Origin of the sequence: Undibacterium sp. TJN25 (assembly GCF_049339885.1) — a bacterium.
Classification (GTDB): domain Bacteria; phylum Pseudomonadota; class Gammaproteobacteria; order Burkholderiales; family Burkholderiaceae_D; genus Undibacterium.
The window spans coordinates 194486-219440 of sequence record NZ_JBMPPM010000007.1 but is presented as its reverse complement, the minus strand read 5'-3'; the positions used below and the strand labels follow the sequence as shown (position 1 = coordinate 219440).

Sequence of the window (24955 nt, the reverse complement as noted above, 5' to 3'; positions counted from 1 at the left end):
AAACCGATCTTCCAACACGCAAAGGAGCTTTGATGCAACTGATAGGAATGCTGGATTCACCTTATGTCCGCCGCACGGCGATTTCATTGCAGCTGCTGGGCCTGCGCTTTGAACACCGCTCGCTGTCTGTGTTCAGCACCTATGACCAGTTCAAGCAGATCAACCCCGTGGTCAAGGCGCCGACGCTGGTGTGCGATGACGGCGAGGTGTTGATGGAATCGACGCTGATCATCGACTATGCCGAGGCACTGGCCGCGCCGCGCAAGAGCCTGATGCCGGCTGATATCAAGCAACGGCAGCATACGCTGCGCACTATCGGTCTGGCGCTGGCGGCCCTGGACAAGGGCGTACAGATTGTCTATGAGCATAATATGCGGCCTGCCGAGAAAGTGCATGCACCCTGGATGGAGCGCGTCGCCGGCCAGTTGCTGGCAGCGCTGGATTTGCTGGAAGCCGAATTGAAAGCCGCACCGCTGGCGGTGACCAGCGATACGATGACGCAGGCCGGCGTCTCGGTGGCAGTGACGTGGAATTTCCTGCAGCAGATGGTGGCTGATGTCGTGCCTGCAGCTTCCTACCCGCAGCTGCAGGAGTTTTCGCGGCAGGCGGAGCTGCTGGCGGAATTCAGGGCGGCGCCGTTTGGCGACGGCACCTATCAAAATCCCGCCGAGTCCTGATTAAATCGCTGGCAGCTTGATAGCCTGCATAGTCCCTTGGTTCCGCATGGTGGAATCAAGGGGCTTCTTCCGTGAAGTTCAAGTGTGTTGAGCAGGGTCGCAGCAGCTTCATTGGTAAGCCAAAACAACAATTCACATGCCAAGCTTGTGCCTTTGAATTCATTGTAATAGCATAGTGCCATGCGGAAACATATCGTTACATATTAGCGTATGCAGCGCATGTTTTTGTTGATCCGCCGCTACTGAACAACGGACACCCAAAAAATCCTATATCGCCTACATCAAATTCGGAGACCAAATGAAACAATACTTTTCTATCGCAGCATCCGCTGCCTGCCTCGCCCTTTCCATGAGCGCTTCTGTCGCCTACGCGGCAGCAGACCGGGGCACGGAGCCGGAAGCGCAGGAAATGGTGAAAAAAGCGGTGGCGCTGATTAAATCCGCCGGCCCTGAAAAAGCCTACAAGGTATTCACCGAACACCCGGACGGTGCATTCAAGGACAGGGACCTGTACGTGTTCGTGTATGACTTCGACGGCAATTGCCTGGCGCAAGGTGCGAACCCAAAAATGATAGGCAAGAACCTGATCGCGCTGAAAGACGGCGACGGCAATGCCTTCATCAAGGGCGAGATCGATCTGGTCAAAAAATCCGGCAAAGGCTGGTACGGTCCGTATAAATTCACGAACCCGAACAGCCAGGGATATGAACTGAAAAAATCCTACTGCGAACGCGGCGCCGGCGACACGATGGTGTGCGTGGGAACTTACGTTAAATAAAAAAACAGCGTGGCGTGGTTCCAGATTTATATAGAACCATGCCATGCTGTCGCAATTCAAAGCGGCCCCGCCATGCGTAGTGCATGGCGGGGCCGTCTTATTTCCGCTAGCTGCTGTGACAGCTGCTTTGCCGCTGGCAGGTGTTCAACTTTCCCTATCCAGGCTGACCTCCTCGAATTGTTACGTTTAATGACATTTGTCGTTTTGATGCCATACGGACCAGGCCACCCCGTGTTACGCGGCAACTTTTCCTGTGGGTTTACGTAGCAGGAGGTTTGTGGATGAATTCGGTAGTGGTAATATTCTAAAGTGAGCCCTGCCATCAAGCAGTAGCAAAAGAGGGGCTGGCAAAGAAAAGCAAATGCCTCACCATCGGCCGAAGCAGAGCAGCGCCGGAAGCAATCCATAAAAAACACTTGCAAGGGACAGGCGATGCACAACGCTGTACCAAAACCGGAGGCACTGTCGCTTGCGCGCGCGATGAAATCCATGGTTTTCACGGTATCTGCCGTTTGCTGCATGCTGGTTGCCGGCCTTTGTTTTTTCGCCCATGATGCGGCAGCTGCACGCGGTACCGAGGCGGCCAATACGGCCCATGCGTCCGATACGCTGACGCTGGAGGCCGCCTTTGTCAATTTCCCTCCTTATTCTATTGTCGACGACAACGGCCCCGTGCGCGGCCCCATGGTCGATTTAGTAGAGAATCTGCTGAAACAGACCGGTATTCGTTATACGCTGGCCGGCTATCCGCTGAACCGCATCAAGGCCAATATCGCTTCCGGCAAGACCAGCATTTTTGTCGGCCCGCGCGGCATCAGCGATGTCCTGTACAGCCCCGAAAGAATACTGCTGAACAGCATCAACCTGTATAGCTTAAAAGGGCGCGCGCTGCCGAAGTCGATAGAAGAGCTCAAGGGCAGGTCGCTGATCGTCCTGTCGGGTTACAGCTATGACGGCATGGCTGCGCGTGTGACGGACCCCGTCAACAAGATCCGGGTGACCGATGCGTATACGCATGAAGCCGCCTTCAAGATGCTGCTTGTCGGCCGCGCGGAATTCGTGCTGGATTACCAGAGGCCGGCGGAGTTCGCGCTGAATAATATCCATGGCCAGGATGCGGTGGATTATCGCGAGCTGGCGCGCGCCGAATTTTTCCTGATACTGAACAAGCGTGTGCCCAACGCAGAGCAGGTCATGCAAAGACTGGCGGCGGCCTACCGCATACTGAAGCAATCCAACAGCGTGCTGAACTGACTCTTAATTGACTCTTAGTTGACTTTTTTGTCCTGCCGCTCCCGTATCGCCTTTCCTTGATCTAGGTCAAGCCGGGTCTTGATGCAGATCAAGGCTGCTATTGCGTCGCATGATTACACTTCTCCTTATACCAATGACGAACGATGAGGGAAGTAAACATGAAAAAGGCAGTGATGATTTCCGCGCTGAGCGCGGCCGTTTTGACACTCTTTGCAACTGCGGCCAATGCTGAAAATGCCGCGGCAACTGCAGAAGCAAGCCCGTGGATGCTGAGGGTACGCGCAGTCCACCTGGCGCCGGCAGACAAGTCCGACCCCATCGCCGGTGCTGGTGTGGCAGACCGCCTGGGCGTGTCGGAGAAGACCATTCCCGAAGTGGATATTTCTTATTTCTTCACGCCGAATATCTCTGCCGAACTGGTGCTGACCTATCCGCAAAAGCATGATGTGACACTGGACGGCAAGCGCATCGGCAGCTTCAAGCATCTGCCGCCGACACTGCTGGCGCAATACCATTTCCTGCCGGAAGCGCAGTTCAACCCCTACGTAGGCGCGGGCGTGAACTACACCCGCATCTCCAGCGTGAACCTGCTGGGCGGTGCAGGCTCGCTGGAAAACAGCAGCACCGGACTGGCGCTGCAGGCAGGCTTCGACTACAAGGTGGACCGGCACTGGTCGTTCAACGTCGATGTGAAAAAAGTGCAGATCCGCAGCGATGTGTATATCTCCGGTGCAAAGGCCAGCGCCGTCAAGGTGGACCCGCTGATGATAGGCGTGGGCGCAGGCTACCGCTTCTAAAATCCGCTTGGCGAAGGCATTGCCGGCATTGTGCGGCAATGCCCTCCGCGCATACACTGATACACTGTCCTTTTCAGGTGAAAAGAAAGGGCCGCAGATGACAACGATGACACCGGTCTTCGACCGCAATTGCACCCATGTAGGCTGGTACGACGCAACGCATGCCTATGTATTCGACACCCGCATGCAGTTCATCGCCTTCGTGCATGGCCGAGGCCTGTTCTCGTTGCGCGCGAAACACCTGGGCTTTTTCATGGATGGCATCTTCCGGGACCGCCAGGCCGGCGCTGTCGCCTTTACCCCCGGCCACACTGTCGGCGCCACACCACCCGTGCCTCCGGTGCCACCGACGCCGGCAGTGCCGCCCACCTTGAATACGCCATCTGCGCCGCCCACGCCGCCGGCGCCTGCAGCGCCGCCGGGCGCCTGGTCCAGGATGGGGTGGGGCGCCTTGCTGGCAAGCTAAAGTCGCCAGCTTCCTGGCGTCAGCGCTGCCCTCGGACAAGCCAGCGGACCAGAGCATCCTGAGCCCTCATCATGGGGTGCCTAAAAATCACCGAAACGGTGGGTAAGCCATGCAGCTTTGCTCAAAAATTTATTTCCCGGTTTTTTCTGGCCAAGATTGCGTAACTAAATGTAACGTAATATGTCGAAATACTTTACAAAAAGTATAGATATATTAATATTAAATTTTAAGTCATTGATTCCAAAAAGTTAATTATTTTGGCACAGGCTTTGCTATATAGCCCGTGCAGTATTGTTTAAAAATTAACTTTGATAAATCAGGAGTACGACTTAATGAAAAAACTTAGCTTGGCGCTTGCAATCGCCTTGATGTCCACCGGCAGCGCCTTTGCCAGCCCTTTCGTCAACGGCGGCTTTGAAGACGGCAATACCAGCGGCTGGACAACAGGCGCCGGATACCGTGGCAATACGCTGAACGCCGGCATGACGCCAGATCTGTTCCTGCCCAGCGGCGCTCTGTACAACGCCTCCTACACAAATCATTCCTCCCTCATTTCCGCAGGCACAGTGGATCCGATATTGGGCGGCCTGCTGGGCAGTACTGTCTACAACGGTAACTACTCCTACCGCGCCGAAGACACCACCAGCGGTGGCTATGCCTCCGTCATCAGCCAGAAAGTGACCAACTACACCGATGCCAACATTTTCTTCGCGTGGAAAGCCGTGCTGGAAAACGGCGGCCACTCGGATGATGAATCCGCGCTGATGATGATCGTGCTGCATGACGACACCAACAACACCGATGTCATCCGCCGCGTCTACAACGCAGGCGATGGCGGCGGCGGTGTGGATGGCCGCTTTTCATCCAGCGGCGATTTCTTCTATACATCCCAGTGGCAGCTGGAACAGCTGAACATCGATGCCAGCCTGTCCGGCCATGACTTTACGCTGTCGCTGCTGGCCGCAGACTGCAACCCCACCGCGCATACCGGTTACGCCTACCTGGACGGCTTCGGCGCCGTGCTGCCACCGGCCGATGTACCGGAACCAATGTCGATTGCCCTGTTCGGCCTGGGCCTGACCGGCATGGCAGCAGTGCGCCGCCGTAAAAAGAAGTAATCAGAAGTAATCAGAGTATTCAACAATGATGTAAGCCCGGCGCAACTTCGCGCCATGATGCCGCCCGGTGCAGACCAGGCGGCATTTTTTTTGGCGAGGAGCATGGCAGGCAACTGCCCTGGCCGCCGCAAGCCCACCGCCGGAACCCAAGTGCAGCATGCTATATGATGAACCTCCGCCCTTATATTCCCACATGCAGGAGATGATCCATGGCACAAAACAAGCCTGACGCCGACCCCGGCGACACCCGCAGCCAGAAAGAAAAAATGCTCGCCGGCGATCTGTACATTGCCGACGATGCCGAGCTCAGCCAGGCCGGCCGCCGCGCCCACCTACTGGCCCGCAACTATGAAGCGCGCTATGCAGAGAACCTGGAACAGGCGCAGCAGGTGCTGCAAGAACTGCTGGGCGAGCTGGGAGAGCAGGTCCACATCAAGCCGCCGCTGTACGTGGATTACGGCTTCAACATCCGCATAGGCGCCGGCACCTTTGCCAACTACGGCCTGGTCGCACTGGACGTGGCTGCCATCACCATAGGCCGCGACGTGCAGATCGGCCCCAACGTACAGCTGCTGACGCCGACCCACCCGGTAGAGGCCGACCTGAGGCGCGCCAAATACGAAGCCGCCAAACCCATCGTCATCGGCGACAACGTCTGGCTGGGCGGCGGCGCCATCGTGCTGGCCGGTGTAACCATAGGCGAAAACAGCGTGATCGGCGCAGGCGCGGTGGTGACCAGGGATATTCCGGCGAATGTGGTGGCGGTAGGGAATCCCGCGCGGGTGATCAGGGCGCTGGCCTGAACTGCAGCGCTACCGGCTTTCTTCCGGACGGATAACGAAGGTAACCGGGCAGGCAGCCGTTCCATCCTCACGATCTGGCTGCCTTGAAATAGCCGTCATGCCACGCCATCCTGCCACTGCACTCTGATGTTGCATTGACAATGTTTCTATGTCAACATGCCGTAAGCTTTTCTTTCTGCGTTCTTTCTACATTACCCGCTGCATTCACCATGTACAGCTCTGTGTAAGGAAAAAGTAAAAATGGATTTCGACTGGCATGGCAATCCCATCACGCGCACGACCGCGGTGGATGATACTTACAAGAACACGCAAAACGTGCGCCGCTTCATGACGCTGCAATGCGGCCCCGCCTTCAAATTCGACCGCGACTTCATGGCATGGATACGCAACGGCACAAGCAAAAACATGGGCGACGTTGTGGACGAATGGCTCAGGCGCAACGGATAGCGCGTTGGGTGGCTAAGGCCTACAGCCGCGCATAAGCAGGAGAGATAAATGAACGATCTTGATAGCCGGATTTTGCTCATGCTGAACGCCTATAAGGCAGCGGTCTTCAGTAAGGATGTGGATGCCTTCATGCGCCTCTACGACGACCGGGTAAGGGTATTCGACACCTGGGGCGTATGGTCCTACGAAGGTGCGGCGGCATGGCGAGGAATGATAGAAGAGTGGTTTTCTTCGCTGGGCACCGAGAAAGTGCTGGTGAACATGGACGAGGTTCAGGTCGTCGCCGGCACGGATCTGGCGACGGTCAGCGCGATAGGGAGTTATGCGGCGATCTCGGCAGAAGGCGTCAGCCTGCGCGCGATGCAGAACCGGCTTACGTGGGTGCTGAAGCTGGAAGGGGGCGCCTGGAAGATCGTTCATGAACATACGTCGGCGCCTGTGGGATTTGAAGATACGAAGGCGATACTTAAGCGGTAAAGCTATGTCTGGCAGACGGTAGGTTAGGCTAAGAGTTATCAGCCCAACACTCAACCTTCGCATATCCATAATATCTCGGCAGGCATCGAATGCTGGGCTAGCCCAAGCTACGCAACTGACATCACGGAGCCGCGAAGGGCGCAAACCCAAAGCTTCGACAGGAGGCCTTAATTGAAAATCGAAAACCCAGGTTTCATCGCGACTGAAGACATTCTTTGGTTACAGGCAGATGGCACGGAAGTATTGATTCAAGCTGCCATAGGTGTGCCGTATCGGAGGCCAAATGCATGGGCGTGCCCGACAGCGTTAGCCGGAGTGGATAGGCGATATTCCGACATCGTGGGGGAGAGTTCCATGCAATCCCTGAATCTTGCCATACGCCTTATTCGACAGCGCCTGGGCCATTTGCTTGACAAGGGGGAAATATTGGTCCATCCGCATGACAGAACAAGTCACTGGACTCTGGCCGCATTGGATGCAGTGTTTGGCCGGGTCTGAGAGATTGCGTTCATGATGACTGTAAATAACCAGAACCCGGCACTCATGATAGGACGTTCATAAAATGGATTCAATACGCCTTAGGCTAATCTACGATGGCAACGGGCCGTTGAAATGGAGCCGGAAGCCGGGAACGTTCGGCATGCAGGACAAGTCGGGCCACCTGGATTTGGGTATCCCGGCCCCTGACGGAACAGTGTTATTCGACCTGACGCTGCAAGTGAAGCCCGGGAAATCAAGCGAGCCTGTATTCAGCGGGTCTTTCGCGCATGGGCCGCCTGGAGGGCGATTTTTGTACCTGGCTTGGTGTGAGTCGCAGGGAACGCTTACCCAGCGTATAAAGCTCCCGCTTGGCGGCATTGCCTGGGACGATGTGCGCAATGCGTTTGACCAGCAGAAGCCATTGGTCGCGGTGTTGCTTGACCATCACCCGCGAGTGACTTCAACCGGAGAAAATATCGGCGGAAGTCGCCCCATTTCCTGGGTGCTGCTTTGAATGACATATACCGAACAGTGGGGGGTATGGTTTTGTAGGTTGGGCTAGTGCCTCATCAGCCCAACATTCAGCCTTCGCATATGAATACGGCCACTATAAGTATAGAACGTTGGGCTGATAACCCAGTAGCCCAGCCTACGGAACTGTACTTAGTTTTCAAAAATTGATTAAAGGCCGTGAACACTTGAGAAAATAATTAAGCTCGTTCAAGTCGCCGTTGGTAAGGCGAACACTTTCATTGTTTTTATTGGCGACTAGTAAGGGCCAGGAGCGGCCAGTCAAGAAATCAAGCCAGTTGCGTCGAAGAGCAAGCGAATTAGAAATTTTTAAGTAACTAGGGAGGTTTGTTGAAGCAGTATGAATGATCGCCGACAACAATTTTACGAATTAAGTATTGAGGCTCGATGGCTCGATATTGAACATGCGGCCCATGCCTACCGCTATGCTCTTGGCTTCAGCAGCAATGCAAGATACGGTCTAAAAACCGATACGGTGTCTGATATCGAATCGTTGATAATAGAAAGCTATTCGGTTGCCAATAGCTGGATAAAAGATAGACTAGGCGGCGCTGGCACGGTTCAAATAGTATATGGTCACGACGACGTGTGCGTTATATCTACTCAAGATTTTCTAAATAACTGGCAGAACATTTTTGCTCCTTCGAGAGACGACGCCATCGTACTGCATAATCTCAACGAATCTATTCTTTTCTATTGTCATGAAGATGAGTTGGAGTTTGGACAGCGACGAACTTAGTGACCTACGTAGTCCGGCCAAATGCGGACATCTTTATATGTGATGGGCTATGAGAAAATTATTGATCTTTATTCTTGCTCCGCTTTTTTTAACCTTGGGTGTCTGTGGCTACGGAATTAGTTTTTATAGAGAGAATTTTTTGTTTGGTTTGCTTGTCAGCGATATAGCTTTTATTGGAGGCGTGCGCTCGTATAACGAACTTCTACGGCAGGAGTTTAACGCTCCAAGTCGTACCCATAAGTTTGCGCTGGGTGCATGCATTATCCCTGTAGCGCTAAATACTATCTTGTTATTTATAGTGGCTTATAACATTTTGAGATAGTGGATCGCGAGATCGTCTGTCAATTTGAGGGCAGATTTGAGAGTCCAATCTGTAGTGCTTTAAATGCACACAACGGGGGCGAAACCTGCCACTGATTGAGAAAACCAACAAGAGAACTGCCAAAACAATCCCTTTCATCAGTTTTGTAGGTTGGACTAGTGCCTCATCAGCCCAACATTCAACCTTCGCATATGAATACGGCCACTATAAGTATAGAACGTTGGCTGATAACCCGTTAGCCCAACCTACGGAACTTGGGTGATATTTATGATTCTGAATGCGATCCTAATTGGATTGTGCGTTTTGATATTTTGCATGGATGCTTTGGCTATCCGAAGCTTGTTCATGTCGTCGTTTTACAGCTCAGGCCAGCGCTGGGCGAAGGTCGCTTTGATTCTGTTGGTGCCAATAGGTGGTGCATATCTAGTGCTTTATTTGTGTCGCAAAGACGTACCGTTATTTCAGTCCCCACCTGTGGACCATGTCAAAGATATTGCCCCGACTTGTAATGATTTCGATTACCACGGAGGAGGGGGATAGGTCAGCTTCGCGAGAAGAGGTAAACGATTTTCTGTGCCTGAAGCTGAGGCCGGATGCAGTGTCACCGGAGGCGGGATTTCATCTGGCGTTTGCGGCGCTTTCGCGCGAGGAGGTGGATGCTTTTCATGCTGCGGCCTGACTACGGGCCGCATTATTACGCCGCTTTTTTGATTGATCCTGATGGCCATCGGGTTGAGGCCGTCATTAATGCAACACTTACCTGAAGAGGATGTGGCATGAGCAGTCTTGTTATCACCGCTGGCGCAGTAAGGCATCGTATTGAGCAATGGCCTGTTCTGAGCGCAGGCTTGGCCGGAATGTTGATTGGCATGATAAGCGCGATGATTGCGTGCCTCATGCTTGTTGCCTTCGATGCGTTCCTGCCGAAAGAACTGCGGGGCGATTCGGCGGCACAGCACTTGGGGGAGCTTTCCGGCGGCATGATGTTTTTTACCGCGGTGTTATTTGTTCCGGCTTATGAAACCGTACTGGGACAAATGCTGCCGGTGGCTTTGGTTCGACGCTTGGGCGGCGGGGCGATGTTATGCACTGTATTCAGCGCACTTTTCTTTGGCGGCATGCATTACCTGAACGGCGGACTTGTGCACGGCATCTCTGCTACCATCATCGGCCCTATATTTGCGACGTCATACCTGATGTTTCGTTCGAAGGGCATCTGGGCCGGTTTTATCTGCGCCTTCACTACCCATGCCACACATAACGCCTTGCTGCTGTATGTGCTCGCCGCCGTGATGCCTGAATGGGCGTAGCAGCTGGAGGGCTGTCTTTTGACACCTGGATGGCCTACGGCGCCGAATAAATCATCTCCCGCACAATAGGATAAATCTGCTGGTTCCAGCGCCGTCCGCTGAATACGCCGTAGTGGCCGACGCCGGCCTGCATGTGATGCGATTTGAGGAAGGGCGGGATGCTGCTGCACAGATCGTGGGCGGCCATGGTCTGGCCTAGCGCGCAGATGTCGTCGTTCTCGCCTTCCACCGTCAGCAGCGCGGTGCGCCGCAGCGCGGCGGGCCTGACGGTGCGGCCGCGCCATTGCAGCTTGCCCTGCGCCAGCGCATATTCCTGGAAGACGTGCTGTATGGTTTCCAAGTAAAACTCGGCATCCATGTCCAGCACCGCAAAATATTCCTCATAGAAGGCGCGCGTGTGGTGCGCTTTTTCCAGCTCGCCGGCAACCAGGTCGTGGTACAGGCCCTTGAAGGCGTTCATGTGGCGTTCCAGGTTCATGCTCATGAAGGCGCTCAGCTGCAGGAAGCCGGGATAGACGCGGCGGGAGGCGCCCTTGTGGCGCCACGGCACGCTGCTGATCAGGTTCTTTTCAAACCAGCCCAAGGGTTTGCTGGTCGCCAGTTCGTTCACCTTGGTGGGGTTGATGCGGCAGTCTATCGGCCCGGCCATCAGGGTCAGGCTGCGCGGCTGTGCCGGATCGCGGTCTTCCGCCATGATGGCGGCGGCGGCCAGTGCCGGCACGCAGGGCTGGCAGATGGCCACCAGATGCGCGCCGGGGCCCAAGATGCGCAGGAAATCCATCACGTATGCCGTGTATTCATCCAGGCCGAAGCGCCCGGCGGACAGTGGCACGTCGCGCGCATTGTGCCAGTCGGTGATGTAGACATCGTGGTCGCGCAGCATCGTGCGTATGGTCTCGCGCAGCAGCGTGGCAAAGTGGCCAGACATCGGCGCCACGATGAGCACGCGCGGCTGGCCTGTGATGCCTTCTTTTTTAAAGTGCAGCAGCGTGGCGAAGGGCGCGATGTGTGCCGCGTCTTCCTGCACCGCCACTTCGCTTGCCGAAGGGCCTTCGCCCGCCATCACGCTGCGTATCTGGAAATCCGGCCGGCTGTGCGTGACCTTGCTGGCCAGGAATACTTCCACGGAGGCGCTCAGCTTGCGCATGGCCTGGCAACCGGCAAAGGCGGGGTCGGCCAGCGGCGTGCGCGCGGCTTCGGCAAAAAAACGCATCGGCGACATCAGGTCCACATAGGCCTGGTAGGCTTGATAGTTCATCTGGGGTCCCGTCTTTTTGTTGGAGGGTGGGCATTCTGTTCAAAGCAACTTGCGCGCCAGAATATGCTTGTGGTGAGTGCTTGCGTTTCTGGCATGGGCCTTGCGTTCATTGTGGTCGCCCCTCACGAATGTGCCCTCGCCGAAAGGAAATGCACCATGGCCAAAGCCTCGCTTACCATCAGCAGCAAAAACTATTCGTCCTGGTCCATGCGCGGCTGGCTGCTGGTGAAGTTTGCCGGCCTGCCTTTTGAGGAAGAGGTGATCTCGCCGGATGATCCATCGATGCGGGCAGAGATCCTGCTGCTGGCGCCTTCCATGCTGGTGCCTTGCCTCACGCACGGTGGCATCAAGGTGTGGGACACGCTGGCCATTGCCGAATACCTCAACGAGATCAAGCCCAAGGCCGGCATGATGCCGGCGGACACCGCAGCGCGCGCGCATTGCCGTGCCATCTGCGGCGAGATGCATTCCGGCTTCTCTGCCATGCGCTCGGCCTTGCCGATGAATCTCAAGGGCAAGTTCAAGAACTTCAAGGTGTGGGCGCGCGCGCAGGCAGACATAGACCGCATTCTTTCCATCTGGCACGAATGCCTGGAAAACTATGGCGGCCCCTACCTGTTCGGCGAGCAGCCCTGCATGGCCGACCTGATGTACGCCCCCGTCGTTACCCGTTTCCTGACATACGGCGTGGCGCTGGATGCGCGCTGTGCCGCCTACTGCAAGCTGATCATGGCCTTGCCGCATGTAAAGGAATGGGTGGATGCGGCCAAGCTGGAGCACGACGACATCAACGAGCTGGACGCGGAGTTTTAAGCGCCTCCCGCATCCCTCGCTATTTCCACGGCGTTACCGGCGGCGTATCGCATACTGCCTCTACGTCGATAGTCTTGAAGTCTGCCGGGCTGACGATCTCCAGGTATTCCATGTCCGGGGAATAGTCGAACAGGTAATGGCGTATGCCGGGGCGCTGGTGCACGACATCGCCGGCTTCCACCAGCGTGATCTTGTCTTCGTACATGAAGCGCGCCCAGCCCTTGGTCATGATGACGATCTGGAAATCGGCCTCATGCCGGTGCCACCCCGTGCCCGTTTCTGGTGCCTTGTTTGCCCTCACAAGGTGCGCGATGACCTTGCCGTTGGTGGCTTCCGCCACGCCGAGGTCGCGATAGAGAAAGAAATCGCGCAGGCCGCCACTCTCAAAGGCGGTATCGGCGAGTTTCACATGAGAAAACTTTGTCGCAGCGGCATCAGACATGGCAACTCCTTTGAGGTGAGGGCTGTATTGTGCGGTGCAATAAGTGTTCCAGCCCACGCTTCAGCCTGCGGTTTTTCTGGTGCTTGCCGGGCTTCCATTGAATGACCGCAATATGCCTGCAAGCTGCTGGCGATGCCTTGCCGCAATGCTTTTTGCACGCTTAAATTTATGTCGCCGGCACGGCCTCAAGGCCGGATAAAAGCACTACACTGACATGGACCGCAGCGCAGCAAAGCGCAGCCCGATCACTGCGTGCTTGCTGCAGGATAAGCGAGCGTCTGGGCTTTCACGGTCAACAACCTAGCCTGATGCAACATCCACCCACGCACATCTACAGGAGCTACCCATGTCAACTTTTACCACCAGCGACGGCGTTGAAATCTACTACAAGGACTGGGGCGCGGGACAGCCCATTGTGTTTTGCCACGGTTGGCCGCTGGATGCAGACAGCTGGGAATCGCAGATGATCTTTTTCGCGGACAAGGGCTACCGCTGTATCGCGCATGACAGGCGCGGCCATGGCCGCTCCAGCCAGCCGTGGGACGGCAATGACATGGACCACTATGCCGACGATCTGGCGCAACTGCTGGACCTGCTGGATGTGAAGAACGCCGTGCTGTTCGGCTTCTCCACCGGCGGCGGCGAAGTGGCGCGCTACATCGGCCGCCACGGTACCAAACGCCTGGCCAAGGCCGGGCTGATCTCGTCCGTGCCGCCGCTGATGTTAAAGACGGAAGACAATCCGCTGGGCTTGCCGATAGAGGTATTCGACGGCATCCGCGCCGCCCAGCTGGCCAACCGTTCTCAGCTCTACATGGACATTCCCAGCGGCCCGTTCTACGGCTACAACCGGCCCGGTGCAACGCCGTCGCATGGCATCATCCAGGCATGGTGGATGCAGGGCATGCTGGGCGGCCACAAAAACACCTACGACTCGATCAAGGCTTTCTCCGAAACCGATTTCCGGGGAGACCTGAAGAAATTCGACATTCCCACGTTGATCATCCATGGCGACGACGACCAGATCGTGCCCATTGATGCCGCCGGGCGCGCGTCTGCCAAGCTGATAAAGGACTCCAAGCTCATCGTCTATGAAGGCGCACCGCATGGCCTGACAGATACGCATAAAGACAAGGTCAATGCCGACATGCTCGCTTTTGTCAAAGGCTGATGGGGCAGAATCGGGTAAGAGAATAAAAACAAGTGCCGCGCTGTTGCCGCTTGCGGATGCAGCGGCAGAACGCGCGCTAGCCGTAACTCAGGAACTCAGGAAAAGTGCCGGGCGCGCAGCACACCCGGCCCGCATCCGCAAGGATGTGATTTGCCGCTGCATTTTATAAACGCCATTTGGCCTTTACTACTAGAAGAGGTATGCCATGCTCGGATTATCTACTCTCGGAATCATTCACACCCTGATCAGCCTGGTGGCCGTGGCCGCCGGGGTCATTGCGCTGGTGCGTGAACAAAGGATCAACCCCGGCAACACCACCGGCCAGGTGTACATCTGGGCTACCGTGCTCACCTGCGTAACAGGCTTCGGCATCTTTGCGCATGGCGGCTTCGGCAAACCGCATGCACTGGGCATCATCACGCTGGTAGTGCTGGGCCTGGCCGCGCTGGCCGGCAGGACCAGGCTGTTTGGCAGGGCTTCCGTCTATGTGGAAACCATCTGTTATTCGACCACCTTCTTTTTTCACATGGTGCCCGGCATTACCGAATCCACGACCCGGCTGCCGCTGGGCCACCCGATATTCACCAGCCCCGACGCAGAAGGCTTGCAGCAGATAACCGGCGTCGCTTTCCTGTTGTTCCTGATCGGCGTGGTATTGCAGGTCAGGCGCCTGCGTGCGGACAAATCGTGGGTAATGGGCCGCGCAGTAGCGTAGTGGAGTTGGCGCTAAGAGTAGCGATCACGGGCTGTAGCCTGGATGGAGCGCAGCGCAATCCGGGAGCATACCTACGGCCTGTGGAACACTCCCGGAACTCGGCGGGCACCCCCTCTCCCGTGTGCGGGAGAGGGTTGGGGTGAGGGGGATCAAATTAAGCTGAAGCTTTTATGTGTGCTTGCATTGTTAAAGGTAAGTATTTTTTGTATGGGTCGTTTTTTTTAGCAACGCGCACAAAATATTTCTCCCCCAGATTTGCGCCCCTCACCCTAACCCTCTCCCGCACGCGGGAGAGGGGATGAAGGCCTAATCGGCGATCGTTACTTACCTAATCTGTAGCCTGGATGGAGCGTAGCGCAATCCGGGAGCATACCTGCGGCCTGTGGCGCACTCCCGGAATTCGGCGGGCACCCCCTCTCCCGCGTGCGGGAGAGGGTTGGGGTGAGGGGGATCAAATTAAGCTGAAGCTTTTGGCTGTACTTGCATTGTTAAAGGTAGATATTTTTGTATGGGTCGTTTTTTTTAGCAACGCTCGAAAAATATTTCTTCCCCAGATTTGCGCCCCTCACCCTAACCCTCTCCCGCGTGCGGGAGAGGGGATGAAGGCCTAATCGGCAATCGTCGCTTACCTAATCTGTAGCCTGGATGGAGCGCAGCGCAATCCGGGAGCATACCTGCGGCCTGTGGCGCACTCCTGAAATTCGGCGGGCACCCCCTCTCCCGTGTGCGGGAGAGGGTTGGGGTGAGGGGGATCAAATTAAGCTGAAGCTTTTGGCTGTACTTGCATTGTTAAAGGTAGATATTTTTGTATGGGTCGTTTTTTTTAGCAACGCTCGAAAAATATTTCTTCCCCAGATTTGCGCCCCTCACCCTAACCCTCTCCCGCGTGCGGGAGAGGGGATGAAGGCCTAATCGGCAATCGTCGCTTACCTAATCTGTAGCCTGGATGGAGAGTAGCGCAATCCGGGAGCATACCTGCGGCCTGTGGAACACTCCCGGATTGCGCTGCGCTCCATCCAGGCTACTTTCCTTGCTCCTTTACCGCATTCATTGCATGTGAGCGTGCTTCGCCTAGTCGGCAATCTTTTTCACTTCCAGCGACTGCAGCCACTTCACATGTCGCGGGCCGGTGTTGGTGTCCTTGGCCGATATCATCGCGATGCGGCCTTCGTCGTCTCCCAGCGCCGCGCCGTTCTTTTCAAAATACACCAGCACCCCATCTCCCAGCGGCGAATTGAACACCTCGCTCCATGAATACACGACCTTGTAGCCATCGCTGGCAGCGGCAATGATGACGGTCTTTTTCACATCGTTATGGTCCTTGGCGATGACGACCGCTTTCTCCAGGATATCGCGCAGCCGCACGCCCTTGACGTTGCTCAGCTTGCCCATATTGGCGCCGCCGCGGCCCAGCAGCTGCACCTCGCTGATCTGCTGCGGCGGAAAAGCGCGCAGGTCTTCTACCTTCAAGACCAGCTTGTTTTCCACATTGCCGCTGACGGTAATGCTGTCGGTCACCAGCTTGGAGGGTTCATTGCCGTTGCCGGCGGCCAGGGCGTGGCCGCAAAAGGTGGCAGCGGCAGAAAGAAGAAGGGCGCGGATAAGGCGGGTCATCGGAGTTCTCCTGTAGAGTAGACGGAAGGTGCGGCGCTGGCTGCGAAGCGCTCAAGCTGAGTATGATATCGTAATATTTCGCCAGACATGACGATGGCGCAGGATAAACCGGCGCCCCGCCATAAAAAATGGAGCATCTCTATGCACATCCCTTTATTGCTGCTGGTCTCGTTGGCCTCGTTGGCATCATCAGCTGTATCGCCGGCTTCTGCGGCATGCCTGCAATACGAACCGGCCAAGGTCACGCTCACCGGCAAACTGCACCGGCAGACCTTTCCCGGCACGCCCAACTTTGAAAGCGTCAAGGACGGCGATGCGGCGGAAACCGGTTTTTACCTGACGCTGGCCCAGCCCATCTGCACCCAGGAAGATCCCGGCAGGGATCAGGCCGGGTTTGCTGTGGTGAAAGAAGTGCAGCTTGTGCTAGACCAGGCTTTGTACGATCAGTTGCGCCCGCATCTGGGGCAGCAGGTTTCTGTCAGCGGGCAGTTGTTTGCCGGGTTCACCGGGCATCACCATACTGACGTTCTGCTGACGGTGGATAAATAGCCGCGCCAACCGCGCTTCCCAGGCAGGTGCTCCGCTTCTCCCACTGTTTTCTAGGAATAGTCCTATATCCCCGCGCTGCTCTTTGCCAGATGATAGCGTTTTGCGAACTCCGTCACATGTGCGACGGGGCCGTCGCAGCTTCATTCCAGGAGATACGTATGCGTTTCAATGTTGATTGTCCGCCGCTGACACAATGCTTCCTCGATGTAAAAGGTGCCAGGGGCGCGGAAGTGCTGATCGAGGTGCATGCGGCAGAGGGAGCCACTGTCCACCTGCCTGTGCCCGTCACATTCGCGGTATCGCAGCAAAAAAGTGCGTCGCTGGACATCGAAACGCTGTGCCGCATCGCCATGACCCAGTTCCTTTATGCGCGTGTGCCGCTGGAGATGCGCGGCATGGAAGAGCTGGAGACCAGGCACGCGCCCTGGGTAGGCACGATGATGCTGGATACCACGCGAGGCACGGATATCGACAACGCGCCATCGTCGCCAGAGCTGCACCAGCCTTAAATGCAGGCCGCTAACATGCGCAGTGGCTATCGCCTACAGCTCTCATCCTCGCCGGTGGGATGCTGTGTATGACAGAGGCATTCTCACTACCTTTTTATGATGTTCTCATCGTCGGCGGCGGCCCGGCGGGATTGACGGCGGCCATTTATCTGCGGCGCTTCCGCTGCCGGGTATTGGTGGTCGATAAAGGGCATAGCCGTTTGTCGCTGATCCCTGTCACCCATAATTACGCAGGTTTTCCGGAGGGCGTTCCGGGCAAGGAACTGCTGCATAGGCTACGGGAGCAATTGCGGCGCTATGGCGCCGAAGTTGTCTCGGGAGAGATCGGCAGCATCACCCGTGAAGGCGCGTATTTCATAGCTGAGTACAGCGGCAAGAAGGTGCAGGCCGGCGCGGTTGTGATCGCCACCGGCGTGGCAGATACAGGCCTTCCCGTAGAACACTGGCATGAGGCCATTGCCAGCGGCGCGGTGCGTCTGTGCCCGGTATGCGATGGCTATGACGTCATGGACAAGCGGATTGCCGTGGTGAGCTCGGCTACCAACCCCATTGGCCACGCGTTGTTCATGCGCACATTTTCCTCACAGGTTTCCCTGTTCGAGCGTGGCGAAGCTGTCATCTTGTCCGCCGAGGACAAACGCATCCTTGCCGATAACGGCGTCTCGTATTGTACGTCGCCCCTGCTCGGCGTCAGCATGAGTCCGCAGATGACGCCTGTGCTGCACACCAAAGACGGCAGCGAGTTTCCTTTTGATGTGCTTTACCCCATGCTGGGCGAAACCGCGCGTTCGGAACTGGCTGCAGCGCTAGGCGCCGAAACGGCCAGCTGCGGCGAACTGCTGGTGGATGCCTACCAGCGCACGTGTGCGCCCGGCGTGTATGCCATCGGCGATGTGGTCCAGGGGCTGAACCAGATCGCCGTGGCGACAGGGCAGGCCGCCATCGCCGCCACCCACCTCCATGCCGAGCTGCCGCCGCACTACAGGGAAGCAGTCACGCAAATGAAACGTGCTTCCCATGCAGGCTAAACCACAGCGCCGTATTATGGAGAAATATTGATGGCTACATTGAGCAAGCTGCTGGAACCGGTGCGCCCGCAGCAAGTCGGCCACGCCAGGTATGCCGGTATTGTCTTTATCTTCCTGTGGTTCTTCATTGGCGGCATTTTGCATTTCACCGCCACCGCAACCGAGATGCGCATCGTGCCCCCTTATATTCCTTGGCCGCGCGCTGCTGTGCTGGCCAGCGGCATGTTTGAGCTGCTGGGCGCAGCCGGCATCTTGTTGGCGACAACACGGCGCGCCGCCGGAATCGGCCTGTTCGCGCTCACAGTCGCCGTGACGCCGGCGCATATCTACATGCTGCAGCAGCCCGAGCTGTTTCCCATTCCCTTGTGGGCATTGTGGGTGCGCCTGCCGATTCAGCTTGCGCTGCTGGTCTTGATTGCCTGGTGCGCGCAGCCTGTGAGGACGCGCATTGCATAGGGGGTAGCTCGCTCCGTGCTGGCCTCTTGATCGTTAGGTTTGTCCGTCATTGCCACGCTCATTTTTTTATGACAACATGGACGCTGATCATATTCAGTAGAGCAAGGCATCATCCATGGCAAAAAAGTCCACCGCAGCTAGCAAAACGCATCTGGCTGCGGACGAACAGGAAGTGTGGCATGCAGTCAAGCAGCTGGGCCATATTGCGCTTTCCGTCGTCGGCAAGGCGATTGAGGCGGATACGGGTTTGTCCGGCGCTGATTTCGGCGTGCTGTCTCGTCTGGAAGATATCGGCGGCGGCAGTCTGGGGCAGACGGAGCTGGGGCGTTCGCTGGAGTGGGACAAGAGCCGGCTGTCGCATCATCTGACGCGCATGGAAGCGCGCAAGCTGGTCCGGCGTGAAAAAACCGGGTCTGCCCGCGGCGTGGAAGTCCATATCCTGCCGGAAGGGCAACAGGCCATTGCCGCTGCGCGCCCGGTTCACGCTGCGGCTATCCGCCAGCACATCCTGCAGTTTATCGGACCCGCCGAGCGGGACGTGGTGCTGAAGCTGGCCGCGCATCTGGCGGCACATAGCTGAGCCGTTCGCGTTTAGTCGAGCTTATTCACGCCTATTTAAATTTCCCGCACCGTGGTTTGCAAGCCGGCTCCCATGCCGGCCAGCAGCATGGCGCCGCCTGCAAGCAGAAACATGGCCTTCAGGTTCCAGGCAACCAGCAGCCCCGCCACGGCAAGGGAAACCGGCATCAGGCCGACGGAAGCCAGCATCAGCACGCTGGCGACGCGGCCGCGCATGGCGGGGTCGATGCGCTGCATGATCCACGCGCCGATGTGGATGTTGACCACGCCGGCTGTCACGCCCATGAGCAGCAGCACCGCAACGATGCTCCATAAGCCGCTCAATAAGCCTATCGCACCCAGGCACAGGCCCAGCGCCAGCGAGGCCAGCACGATCAGGGCGCCGCGCCTGCGGATCTGCCATACGCTCGCCAGCACCGCGCCCAGCAGGCCGCCTGCGGCAACAGCCGACACCAGGATGCCGTAGGCAAGGGGAGAATCAAAACTCTCTTTGGCCAGGTAGGCAAGACCGACCGACACCGGGCCGGCGATGCAAAAATTGATGCAGCTCGCCAGCAGCATCAGCGAACGCAGCGGCACGTCGCTGCCGACGTAGCGGACGGCTTCACCTATCTCCCGCCCCAGGCCTTTTCCGGCGATGTGCGTCTGCGGCGGGTCGGGCAGCTTCCATAGCACGGCAATGATCGCTAAAAAGCTGAGCGCATCCGCGAAAAAGCCCCAGGCCACGCCCAGCATGTTGATGACCAGGCCTGCCGGCGCCGGCCCGGCGATGCCCGCCAGTTGCGCCGTACCCTGGCTCAGCGATGAGGCCGCCACCAGCTGCTCCGGCTTCAGCAGCGATGGCAGGTAGGCTGACTGGGCCGGCGCCGCAAACGCATCGGCTACGCCAAATGCAAACGCCAGCACGTACAGCTGCCAGGTATGCACAATCTGCAGCCAGGCCAGCACGCCCAGCGCGGCAACGCACAGTGCGCGTGCCGCTGCCGTCGCCATCATGATCTTGCGGGCAGAAATGCGGTCGCTCAGCGCGCCGCCGAGCAGCATCAGCAGCGCGCGGGGTACGGCCTCCGTCATCATGATGCCGCCCATCACCGCGGCAGAGCCGGTTTGCTGCAGCACCAGCCAGGGCAGGGCCACCAGGTAGAACTGGTCTCCCAGCAGCGAGATGGTGCCGCCGGTCAGCCACAGGCGGAAGGGCAGGATGCGCCAAGGGTGCGTGGCAGTTGCCGGGGCAGCCGGGGTGTGGATGGTTTGTGCATTCATGGCATCTTCCTGTACAGGGGCAAATGGAGGAGGGCAGGAGGAATTCATCATCACGGCCGCCGGCTTAATATGTAAATGTGAATTTACATTTACATTAAAGACCAAATCGAGCCGTATTTCAAGTATTATTTGATGGTCCGAACCACGATGAAGCACCAACGAAGCCGTATGGAGACACCCAAGACACTCGCCCCCCAGCAAGCCAGAAGCCGGGAATCAATGCGCAAGCTGCTGGAGGCTGCCGCCGACATCCTGAAGGAACTCGGCCTGGACGGCGCCACCATCCCCAGGATCGCCCAGCAGGCCGGGTTGACGCCCGGCACCATCTACCGCCGCTTTCCCGACAAGGACGCGCTGCTGGAAACGGTCATCCTCGATATCCTGGAGCGGCAGGATGAACAACTGCGCGCCTCACTCACACCCGCTAAGGCAAAACAGATACCGCTGGCGGTGCTGGTCGAACAGATCATCCACGCGATGCTGGTCAGCTACCGCGCCAATGCCGGCCTGCTGCGCGCGGTGCGCCAGTTCGCGCAAGGGCGCGAGCACACAGCCTTCCATAAAACCGTCTGCGACCTGGAAATGGGCACTTTCCAGTATCTGGTGGAGCTGTTCCTGGTGCACCGGGAAGAGGTGCGGCATGAAGATCCCAAAATGGCGGTCTCCTTCGCGCTGGTGAGCCTTACCGGCACGCTGATAGAGCTGATCCTGGCGGACAACGACATGGCAAACTGGCGGCGGGTCATTCCCAAAGACGACAATTCCCTCAAGCGCGAACTGAAGCGGGCGTTTCTCAGTTATCTGGGCGTGGCCTAATGGGGGCAGGGCAATGAACCCGTTCGTGCAATGTCTTCTGGCGTACAATCCTTGCATGACGGATGTGGATGCTTAGTCACTAGAAAAATAAAATTGGAAACTATCAATGTCTATCAGCAAATTGCCCGATGATAAAAATCTGATCGACCTGCACCGGTTTCAGATGCTGATCAACGCCATCAGCGATTACGCGATCTACATGCTGGACATCAACGGCAATGTCGTCAGCTGGAACACCGGCGCCGAACGCTTCAAGGGTTATGTGGCAGAAGAAATTATCGGCAAGCATTTTTCCCAATTCCATACCCCCGAAGACCAGGCTGCGGGAATCCCCGCGCGGGCATTAAAAACATCTGAGCTGGAAGGACGCTTCGAAACCGAAGGCTGGCGCATGAGGAAGGACGGCTCCAGGTTTTGGGCCAACGTCGTTATTGATCCCATCTGGGAAGACGGCAGGCTCGTCGGCTTCGCAAAAATCACCCGCGACATCACCGAGCGTAAAGCCTCCGAGGAAGCCTTGCGCCGGAGCGAGCAGCAATTCAGCCTGCTCATCAACGGGGTGACGGATTACGCCATCTATATGCTGGACATTGATGGACACGTGACGAACTGGAATGCCGGCGCGCAGCGCATCAAGGGATATAAGGCCGAAGAAGTGATCGGCACGCATTTTTCCCGCTTCTATACCGAGCTGGACCAGGAGAATGGGGTGCCGGCGCGCGCGTTGCTGACTGTCAGGACGGAAGGGAAATTCGAACAGGAGGGCTGGCGCGTCCGCAAGGACGGCAGCCGGTTCTTCGCCCACGTCATCATCGACCCTATCCGCAATTCGGACGGCGTGCTGATCGGCTATGCCAAGATCACCCGCGACATCACCGAAAAGCAGCACACCGCAGCGGCGCTGAAGCGTACCGAACTGGCGCTTCAGCAATCGCAGAAAATGGAAACCATCGGCAAGCTGACCGGCGGCGTGGCGCATGATTTCAACAATCTGCTGCAAATTATTTCGGGCAACCTGCAGCTCCTGTCGGTAGAGATTGCCGGTAATGAACGCGCCGAAAAACGGGTGGCCAATGCGCTTGCCGGTGTGAGTCGCGGCGCCAAGCTGGCCAGCTACCTGCTTGCCTTCGGCCGGCGCCAGGCCCTTGATCCCAAGGTCGTCAACGTCGGGCGTTTCGTGTTTGCGATGGAAGACATGCTGCAACGCAGCCTGGGAGAAGGAGTCGAAGTCGAAACCGTCGTTGCCGGCGGCCTGTGGAACACGCTTGCCGATGTCACCCAGGTGGAGAATGCGCTGCTGAACCTGGCGGTGAACGCCCGTGACGCCATGGAAGGCGAGGGCAAGCTCACCATCGAGATCGGCAACGCCTATCTCGATGAAATATATGCACGCGGACACACCGAGGTCGCTGCCGGCCAATATGTGATGCTGGCGGTGTCCGATACCGGCTGCGGCATGGGCCCGGAGGTCATTGCCCAGGCGTTCGAGCCGTTCTTTTCCACCAAGCCGGAAGGCAAGGGCACCGGGCTGGGATTGTCGATGGTCTATGGTTTCGTCAAGCAATCCGGCGGCCATATCAATATCTACAGCGAGATAGGCCATGGCACCACCGTCAAGCTCTACCTGCCCAGGTCAACAGAAAAGGAAGACATCCTCGTCAGGCATGTGGCGGAGAAAGTCGTCGGCGGGTCGGAAACGATACTGGTCGCGGAAGATGACGAGCAGGTCTGCGCAACGGTGGTGGAAACCTTGCGTGGCCTGGGCTATTCGGTCCTGAAGGCGAGCGATGCCGCCGGCGCGCTGGCGATCATCGATAGCGGCCTTAAAATCGATTTGCTGTTCTCCGACGTAGTCATGCCCGGGCCGTTGCGCAGCCCCGACATGGCCCGCAAGGCCAGGGAACGCCTGCCCAATCTCGCCGTGCTTTTTACCTCCGGCTACACGCAGAATGCCATCGTCCACGGCGGCCGGCTGGACGCCGGGGTTGAGCTGCTCGGCAAGCCTTACACCAGGGAAGCACTCGCGCGGAAGATCCGCCACGTCATCGCCAATCAGCAGCAGCGCCAGCAACCGGTGACCGTTTCACCAGCGCTGATACCGCTGGCCAGGCAGCTTGCTGAAACCAGGAAATTGCGCATCCTCCTCGTGGAAGATGATGACCTCATCCGCGTCACCACCGCCGCGCTGCTGCAAGACATGGGGCACGTCGTGGTTGAGGCGGCAAGCGCCAGCCAGGCGTTGCAAAGCCTGCAGGCCACACAGGTGGACGTGCTGATGACGGACGTTGAATTGATAGGCATGTCAGGCGAGAAACTTGCCGAGAAAGCCCGTGAACTGTCGCCCTCCATCGGCGTCATTTTTGCCTCCGGCAGCGATACGCAATCCCATATCAGCGGAGCAGTGACACTGCGCAAGCCTTACGACACGCAGGCTATTCTGGCGTGTCTGCAGAGCTTTATAGGGGGCTGAATGCGGCCGGCGGTGTGGCTGGAAGGAGGAGACAATTGGGAGTCAAAGTGGAGGCAAAGAATCAATGGCTCTCCAGCATACCCGGCCACGGCGCGGGTATTACGCCGGGTCTGCTTGTATTTATTCCATATTTCCATTATTATGGAAATATGGAAACTAAAAACGCACTTGCCGCATTGGCGGCGCTGGCCCAGGAATCGCGGCTTGCCGTGTTCCGCCTGCTGGTCCATGCGGGGCCAGAGGGATTGCCTCCTTTGCAAATCGCTGAGCAACTGGACATTCCGCCGTCTTCGCTGTCCTTTCATCTGAAGGAGCTGTCGCACGCCAATATGGTGACGGCAACAAAGAATGGCCGCTCCATCATTTACGCGGCGGATTTCCAGACGATGAATGGCCTGCTCGGATTCCTGACCGAAAATTGCTGCGGCGGCACGCCTTGCCTGCCGGTCTGTGGCGTCGATTGTTCTACCGATTAAGTCCGCAACAGCGTCTTCTCCAAGTTCTTCGCCTCGTCAACTTCAGCCCAGAGAGAACATCATGCCGGAAAAAAATTTCAATATCCTCTTCCTGTGCACCGGCAATTCGGCGCGCAGCATCATGGCGGAAGCCCTGGTCACCACGATGAGCAAGGGACGTTTTAAAGGCTATAGCGCGGGAAGCAATCCCGGTGGACGGGTCAATCCCTTCGCCATCGAAAAAGTGCGCGAAACCGGCTACCCGCTTGAGAACCTGAGAAGCAAGAACTGGGATGAATTTGCGTGGCCGGATGCGCCCCACATGGACTTCATCATCACCGTCTGCGATAACGCCGCCGGTGAGGCGTGCCCGGTGTGGCCGGGGCATCCGGCTTCTGCGCACTGGGGCTTTGAAGACCCGGCAGCAGTAGAGGGGGCAGATGAAGAAAAGCGCGCCGCCTTCAACAAGATATTCAGGCAGATCATGGCGCGCCTGAGCACCTTCCTTGCCTTGCCGCTGGAGAGGCTGGAAAAGCAGGCCATCCAGCATGAAATCAAAAAAATTGGCGAATCTCCCGCCGGGCTGGAATAGCACTGTACCGTGCCAGCTTAAACAAG

29 protein-coding genes are annotated in these 24955 nt (G+C 57.3%); 25 read left to right on the top strand and 4 right to left on the bottom strand.

Annotated features, from left to right (window positions below):
* The first annotated feature begins 32 nt into the window (after positions 1–32).
* From ACO0LO_RS19075 to ACO0LO_RS19015, 13 genes are all read left to right on the top strand, one after another.
* Positions 33–677 carry a glutathione S-transferase gene (locus ACO0LO_RS19075; protein WP_422966330.1) on the top strand — a complete coding sequence of 215 codons (645 nt, stop codon included), beginning with the start codon at positions 33–35 and terminating at the stop codon, positions 675–677.
* A gap of 298 nt (positions 678–975) precedes the next feature.
* Positions 976–1455: a cache domain-containing protein gene (locus tag ACO0LO_RS19070; RefSeq protein ID WP_422966328.1), complete on the top strand. Its 480-nt coding sequence runs from the start codon at positions 976–978 to the stop codon at positions 1453–1455.
* Positions 1456–1887: 432 nt separating this feature from the next.
* Positions 1888–2709, top strand: a complete 822-nt coding sequence (locus tag ACO0LO_RS19065) for a substrate-binding periplasmic protein (RefSeq protein WP_422966327.1) — start codon at positions 1888–1890, stop codon at positions 2707–2709.
* Between the two features lie 158 nt (positions 2710–2867).
* Positions 2868–3506 carry an OmpW/AlkL family protein gene (locus ACO0LO_RS19060; RefSeq protein ID WP_422966325.1) on the top strand — a complete coding sequence of 213 codons (639 nt, stop codon included), beginning with the start codon at positions 2868–2870 and terminating at the stop codon, positions 3504–3506.
* A 97-nt stretch (positions 3507–3603) separates the two neighbouring features.
* Positions 3604–3972, top strand: coding sequence for a 4-fold beta flower protein (locus ACO0LO_RS19055; RefSeq protein WP_422966323.1), 369 nt, complete (start codon positions 3604–3606; stop codon positions 3970–3972).
* Between the two features lie 332 nt (positions 3973–4304).
* Complete coding sequence (locus ACO0LO_RS19050) at positions 4305–5090, top strand: PEP-CTERM sorting domain-containing protein (RefSeq protein WP_422966321.1); 786 nt, start codon at positions 4305–4307, stop codon at positions 5088–5090.
* Positions 5091–5299: 209 nt separating this feature from the next.
* Positions 5300–5893, top strand: a complete 594-nt coding sequence (locus ACO0LO_RS19045) for a sugar O-acetyltransferase (protein WP_422966319.1) — start codon at positions 5300–5302, stop codon at positions 5891–5893.
* A gap of 240 nt (positions 5894–6133) precedes the next feature.
* Positions 6134–6340: a DUF6434 domain-containing protein gene (locus ACO0LO_RS19040; protein ID WP_422966317.1), complete on the top strand. Its 207-nt coding sequence runs from the start codon at positions 6134–6136 to the stop codon at positions 6338–6340.
* Between the two features lie 48 nt (positions 6341–6388).
* The gene (locus tag ACO0LO_RS19035; protein ID WP_422966315.1) at positions 6389–6817 is read left to right on the top strand and encodes a YybH family protein; all 429 of its coding nucleotides are present in this window, start codon (positions 6389–6391) and stop codon (positions 6815–6817) included.
* A 171-nt stretch (positions 6818–6988) separates the two neighbouring features.
* The gene (locus ACO0LO_RS19030; protein ID WP_422966313.1) at positions 6989–7315 is read left to right on the top strand and encodes a hypothetical protein; all 327 of its coding nucleotides are present in this window, start codon (positions 6989–6991) and stop codon (positions 7313–7315) included.
* A 64-nt stretch (positions 7316–7379) separates the two neighbouring features.
* Positions 7380–7811 carry a DUF5990 family protein gene (locus ACO0LO_RS19025; RefSeq protein ID WP_422966311.1) on the top strand — a complete coding sequence of 144 codons (432 nt, stop codon included), beginning with the start codon at positions 7380–7382 and terminating at the stop codon, positions 7809–7811.
* A gap of 357 nt (positions 7812–8168) precedes the next feature.
* Positions 8169–8567, top strand: a complete 399-nt coding sequence (locus ACO0LO_RS19020; protein ID WP_422966310.1) for a hypothetical protein — start codon at positions 8169–8171, stop codon at positions 8565–8567.
* Between the two features lie 1098 nt (positions 8568–9665).
* Positions 9666–10199 carry a hypothetical protein gene (locus tag ACO0LO_RS19015; RefSeq protein ID WP_422966308.1) on the top strand — a complete coding sequence of 178 codons (534 nt, stop codon included), beginning with the start codon at positions 9666–9668 and terminating at the stop codon, positions 10197–10199.
* 34 nt (positions 10200–10233) lie between these two features.
* Here the strand turns inward: ACO0LO_RS19015 and ACO0LO_RS19010 are convergent, their stop codons facing one another.
* Positions 10234–11457, bottom strand: a complete 1224-nt coding sequence (locus ACO0LO_RS19010; protein ID WP_422966306.1) for a polyhydroxyalkanoate depolymerase — start codon at positions 11455–11457, stop codon at positions 10234–10236.
* Positions 11458–11613: 156 nt separating this feature from the next.
* Here ACO0LO_RS19010 and ACO0LO_RS19005 point away from each other — a divergent pair, with 156 nt between their 5' ends.
* Entirely contained in the window at positions 11614–12270 is a 657-nt protein-coding gene (locus ACO0LO_RS19005) for a glutathione S-transferase family protein (RefSeq protein WP_422966304.1), read from the top strand.
* A gap of 19 nt (positions 12271–12289) precedes the next feature.
* Here ACO0LO_RS19005 and ACO0LO_RS19000 read toward each other — a convergent pair whose 3' ends face one another.
* Positions 12290–12712: a cupin domain-containing protein gene (locus tag ACO0LO_RS19000; protein WP_422966302.1), complete on the bottom strand. Its 423-nt coding sequence runs from the start codon at positions 12710–12712 to the stop codon at positions 12290–12292.
* 346 nt (positions 12713–13058) lie between these two features.
* Between ACO0LO_RS19000 and ACO0LO_RS18995 the strand changes: the two genes are divergently transcribed.
* Positions 13059–13883, top strand: coding sequence for an alpha/beta fold hydrolase (locus ACO0LO_RS18995; RefSeq protein WP_422966300.1), 825 nt, complete (start codon positions 13059–13061; stop codon positions 13881–13883).
* A gap of 205 nt (positions 13884–14088) precedes the next feature.
* The gene (locus ACO0LO_RS18990; protein ID WP_422966299.1) at positions 14089–14598 is read left to right on the top strand and encodes a hypothetical protein; all 510 of its coding nucleotides are present in this window, start codon (positions 14089–14091) and stop codon (positions 14596–14598) included.
* A 1071-nt stretch (positions 14599–15669) separates the two neighbouring features.
* Here the strand turns inward: ACO0LO_RS18990 and ACO0LO_RS18985 are convergent.
* The gene (locus ACO0LO_RS18985; RefSeq protein WP_422966297.1) at positions 15670–16212 is read right to left on the bottom strand and encodes a molybdopterin-dependent oxidoreductase; all 543 of its coding nucleotides are present in this window, start codon (positions 16210–16212) and stop codon (positions 15670–15672) included.
* A 141-nt stretch (positions 16213–16353) separates the two neighbouring features.
* Between ACO0LO_RS18985 and ACO0LO_RS18980 the strand changes: the two genes are divergently transcribed.
* The 5 genes from ACO0LO_RS18980 to ACO0LO_RS18960 all read left to right on the top strand — a co-directional run bounded on the left by ACO0LO_RS18980 (position 16354) and on the right by ACO0LO_RS18960 (position 19334).
* Positions 16354–16761, top strand: coding sequence for a DUF4431 domain-containing protein (locus ACO0LO_RS18980; protein WP_422966295.1), 408 nt, complete (start codon positions 16354–16356; stop codon positions 16759–16761).
* Between the two features lie 158 nt (positions 16762–16919).
* Positions 16920–17270 carry a hypothetical protein gene (locus ACO0LO_RS18975; RefSeq protein ID WP_422966294.1) on the top strand — a complete coding sequence of 117 codons (351 nt, stop codon included), beginning with the start codon at positions 16920–16922 and terminating at the stop codon, positions 17268–17270.
* 68 nt (positions 17271–17338) lie between these two features.
* On the top strand, positions 17339–18298 hold the full coding sequence (locus ACO0LO_RS18970) for an NAD(P)/FAD-dependent oxidoreductase (RefSeq protein ID WP_422966293.1): 960 nt from the start codon (positions 17339–17341) through the stop codon (positions 18296–18298).
* A gap of 30 nt (positions 18299–18328) precedes the next feature.
* Positions 18329–18754 carry a DoxX family protein gene (locus ACO0LO_RS18965; RefSeq protein ID WP_422966291.1) on the top strand — a complete coding sequence of 142 codons (426 nt, stop codon included), beginning with the start codon at positions 18329–18331 and terminating at the stop codon, positions 18752–18754.
* 115 nt (positions 18755–18869) lie between these two features.
* On the top strand, positions 18870–19334 hold the full coding sequence (locus ACO0LO_RS18960) for a MarR family winged helix-turn-helix transcriptional regulator (RefSeq protein ID WP_422966289.1): 465 nt from the start codon (positions 18870–18872) through the stop codon (positions 19332–19334).
* Positions 19335–19369: 35 nt separating this feature from the next.
* Here the strand turns inward: ACO0LO_RS18960 and ACO0LO_RS18955 are convergent, their stop codons facing one another.
* Positions 19370–20596, bottom strand: a complete 1227-nt coding sequence (locus ACO0LO_RS18955) for an MFS transporter (RefSeq protein ID WP_422966287.1) — start codon at positions 20594–20596, stop codon at positions 19370–19372.
* Positions 20597–20743: 147 nt separating this feature from the next.
* Here ACO0LO_RS18955 and ACO0LO_RS18950 point away from each other — a divergent pair, with 147 nt between their 5' ends.
* The 4 genes from ACO0LO_RS18950 (at position 20744) to ACO0LO_RS18935 (ending at position 24929) form a co-directional block, all read left to right on the top strand.
* A complete protein-coding gene (locus ACO0LO_RS18950) occupies positions 20744–21412 on the top strand; it encodes a TetR/AcrR family transcriptional regulator (protein WP_422966285.1) in 669 nt (222 codons plus the stop codon).
* Positions 21413–21518: 106 nt separating this feature from the next.
* Positions 21519–23882, top strand: a complete 2364-nt coding sequence (locus ACO0LO_RS18945) for a PAS domain S-box protein (protein ID WP_422966283.1) — start codon at positions 21519–21521, stop codon at positions 23880–23882.
* 149 nt (positions 23883–24031) lie between these two features.
* Entirely contained in the window at positions 24032–24358 is a 327-nt protein-coding gene (locus ACO0LO_RS18940) for an ArsR/SmtB family transcription factor (RefSeq protein WP_422966281.1), read from the top strand.
* Between the two features lie 61 nt (positions 24359–24419).
* The gene (locus tag ACO0LO_RS18935) at positions 24420–24929 is read left to right on the top strand and encodes an arsenate reductase ArsC (protein WP_422966279.1); all 510 of its coding nucleotides are present in this window, start codon (positions 24420–24422) and stop codon (positions 24927–24929) included.
* The last annotated feature ends 26 nt before the right edge of the window (positions 24930–24955 follow it).

Bases quoted from the DNA above. Each gene is read 5' to 3' on its own strand.
- ACO0LO_RS18950 (WP_422966285.1), top strand. From the start codon at position 20,744: ATGAAGCACCAACGAAGCCGTATGGAGACACCCAAGACACTCGCCCCC.
- ACO0LO_RS19065 (WP_422966327.1), top strand. From the start codon at position 1,888: ATGCACAACGCTGTACCAAAACCGGAGGCACTGTCGCTTGCGCGCGCG.
- ACO0LO_RS18985 (WP_422966297.1), bottom strand. From the start codon at position 16,212: ATGACCCGCCTTATCCGCGCCCTTCTTCTTTCTGCCGCTGCCACCTTT.
- ACO0LO_RS19010 (WP_422966306.1), bottom strand. From the start codon at position 11,457: ATGAACTATCAAGCCTACCAGGCCTATGTGGACCTGATGTCGCCGATG.
- ACO0LO_RS18965 (WP_422966291.1), top strand. From the start codon at position 18,329: ATGGCTACATTGAGCAAGCTGCTGGAACCGGTGCGCCCGCAGCAAGTC.
- ACO0LO_RS18960 (WP_422966289.1), top strand. From the start codon at position 18,870: ATGGCAAAAAAGTCCACCGCAGCTAGCAAAACGCATCTGGCTGCGGAC.
- ACO0LO_RS19035 (WP_422966315.1), top strand. From the start codon at position 6,389: ATGAACGATCTTGATAGCCGGATTTTGCTCATGCTGAACGCCTATAAG.
- ACO0LO_RS19020 (WP_422966310.1), top strand. From the start codon at position 8,169: ATGAATGATCGCCGACAACAATTTTACGAATTAAGTATTGAGGCTCGA.
- ACO0LO_RS19050 (WP_422966321.1), top strand. From the start codon at position 4,305: ATGAAAAAACTTAGCTTGGCGCTTGCAATCGCCTTGATGTCCACCGGC.
- ACO0LO_RS19055 (WP_422966323.1), top strand. From the start codon at position 3,604: ATGACAACGATGACACCGGTCTTCGACCGCAATTGCACCCATGTAGGC.
- ACO0LO_RS19000 (WP_422966302.1), bottom strand. From the start codon at position 12,712: ATGTCTGATGCCGCTGCGACAAAGTTTTCTCATGTGAAACTCGCCGAT.
- ACO0LO_RS18945 (WP_422966283.1), top strand. From the start codon at position 21,519: ATGTCTATCAGCAAATTGCCCGATGATAAAAATCTGATCGACCTGCAC.
- ACO0LO_RS18995 (WP_422966300.1), top strand. From the start codon at position 13,059: ATGTCAACTTTTACCACCAGCGACGGCGTTGAAATCTACTACAAGGAC.
- ACO0LO_RS19015 (WP_422966308.1), top strand. From the start codon at position 9,666: ATGAGCAGTCTTGTTATCACCGCTGGCGCAGTAAGGCATCGTATTGAG.
- ACO0LO_RS19040 (WP_422966317.1), top strand. From the start codon at position 6,134: ATGGATTTCGACTGGCATGGCAATCCCATCACGCGCACGACCGCGGTG.
- ACO0LO_RS18990 (WP_422966299.1), top strand. From the start codon at position 14,089: ATGCTCGGATTATCTACTCTCGGAATCATTCACACCCTGATCAGCCTG.
- ACO0LO_RS19005 (WP_422966304.1), top strand. From the start codon at position 11,614: ATGGCCAAAGCCTCGCTTACCATCAGCAGCAAAAACTATTCGTCCTGG.
- ACO0LO_RS18935 (WP_422966279.1), top strand. From the start codon at position 24,420: ATGCCGGAAAAAAATTTCAATATCCTCTTCCTGTGCACCGGCAATTCG.
- ACO0LO_RS19075 (WP_422966330.1), top strand. From the start codon at position 33: ATGCAACTGATAGGAATGCTGGATTCACCTTATGTCCGCCGCACGGCG.
- ACO0LO_RS19060 (WP_422966325.1), top strand. From the start codon at position 2,868: ATGAAAAAGGCAGTGATGATTTCCGCGCTGAGCGCGGCCGTTTTGACA.
- ACO0LO_RS19045 (WP_422966319.1), top strand. From the start codon at position 5,300: ATGGCACAAAACAAGCCTGACGCCGACCCCGGCGACACCCGCAGCCAG.
- ACO0LO_RS19070 (WP_422966328.1), top strand. From the start codon at position 976: ATGAAACAATACTTTTCTATCGCAGCATCCGCTGCCTGCCTCGCCCTT.
- ACO0LO_RS18955 (WP_422966287.1), bottom strand. From the start codon at position 20,596: ATGAATGCACAAACCATCCACACCCCGGCTGCCCCGGCAACTGCCACG.
- ACO0LO_RS18940 (WP_422966281.1), top strand. From the start codon at position 24,032: ATGGAAACTAAAAACGCACTTGCCGCATTGGCGGCGCTGGCCCAGGAA.
- ACO0LO_RS18980 (WP_422966295.1), top strand. From the start codon at position 16,354: ATGCACATCCCTTTATTGCTGCTGGTCTCGTTGGCCTCGTTGGCATCA.
- ACO0LO_RS18975 (WP_422966294.1), top strand. From the start codon at position 16,920: ATGCGTTTCAATGTTGATTGTCCGCCGCTGACACAATGCTTCCTCGAT.
- ACO0LO_RS18970 (WP_422966293.1), top strand. From the start codon at position 17,339: ATGACAGAGGCATTCTCACTACCTTTTTATGATGTTCTCATCGTCGGC.
- ACO0LO_RS19025 (WP_422966311.1), top strand. From the start codon at position 7,380: ATGGATTCAATACGCCTTAGGCTAATCTACGATGGCAACGGGCCGTTG.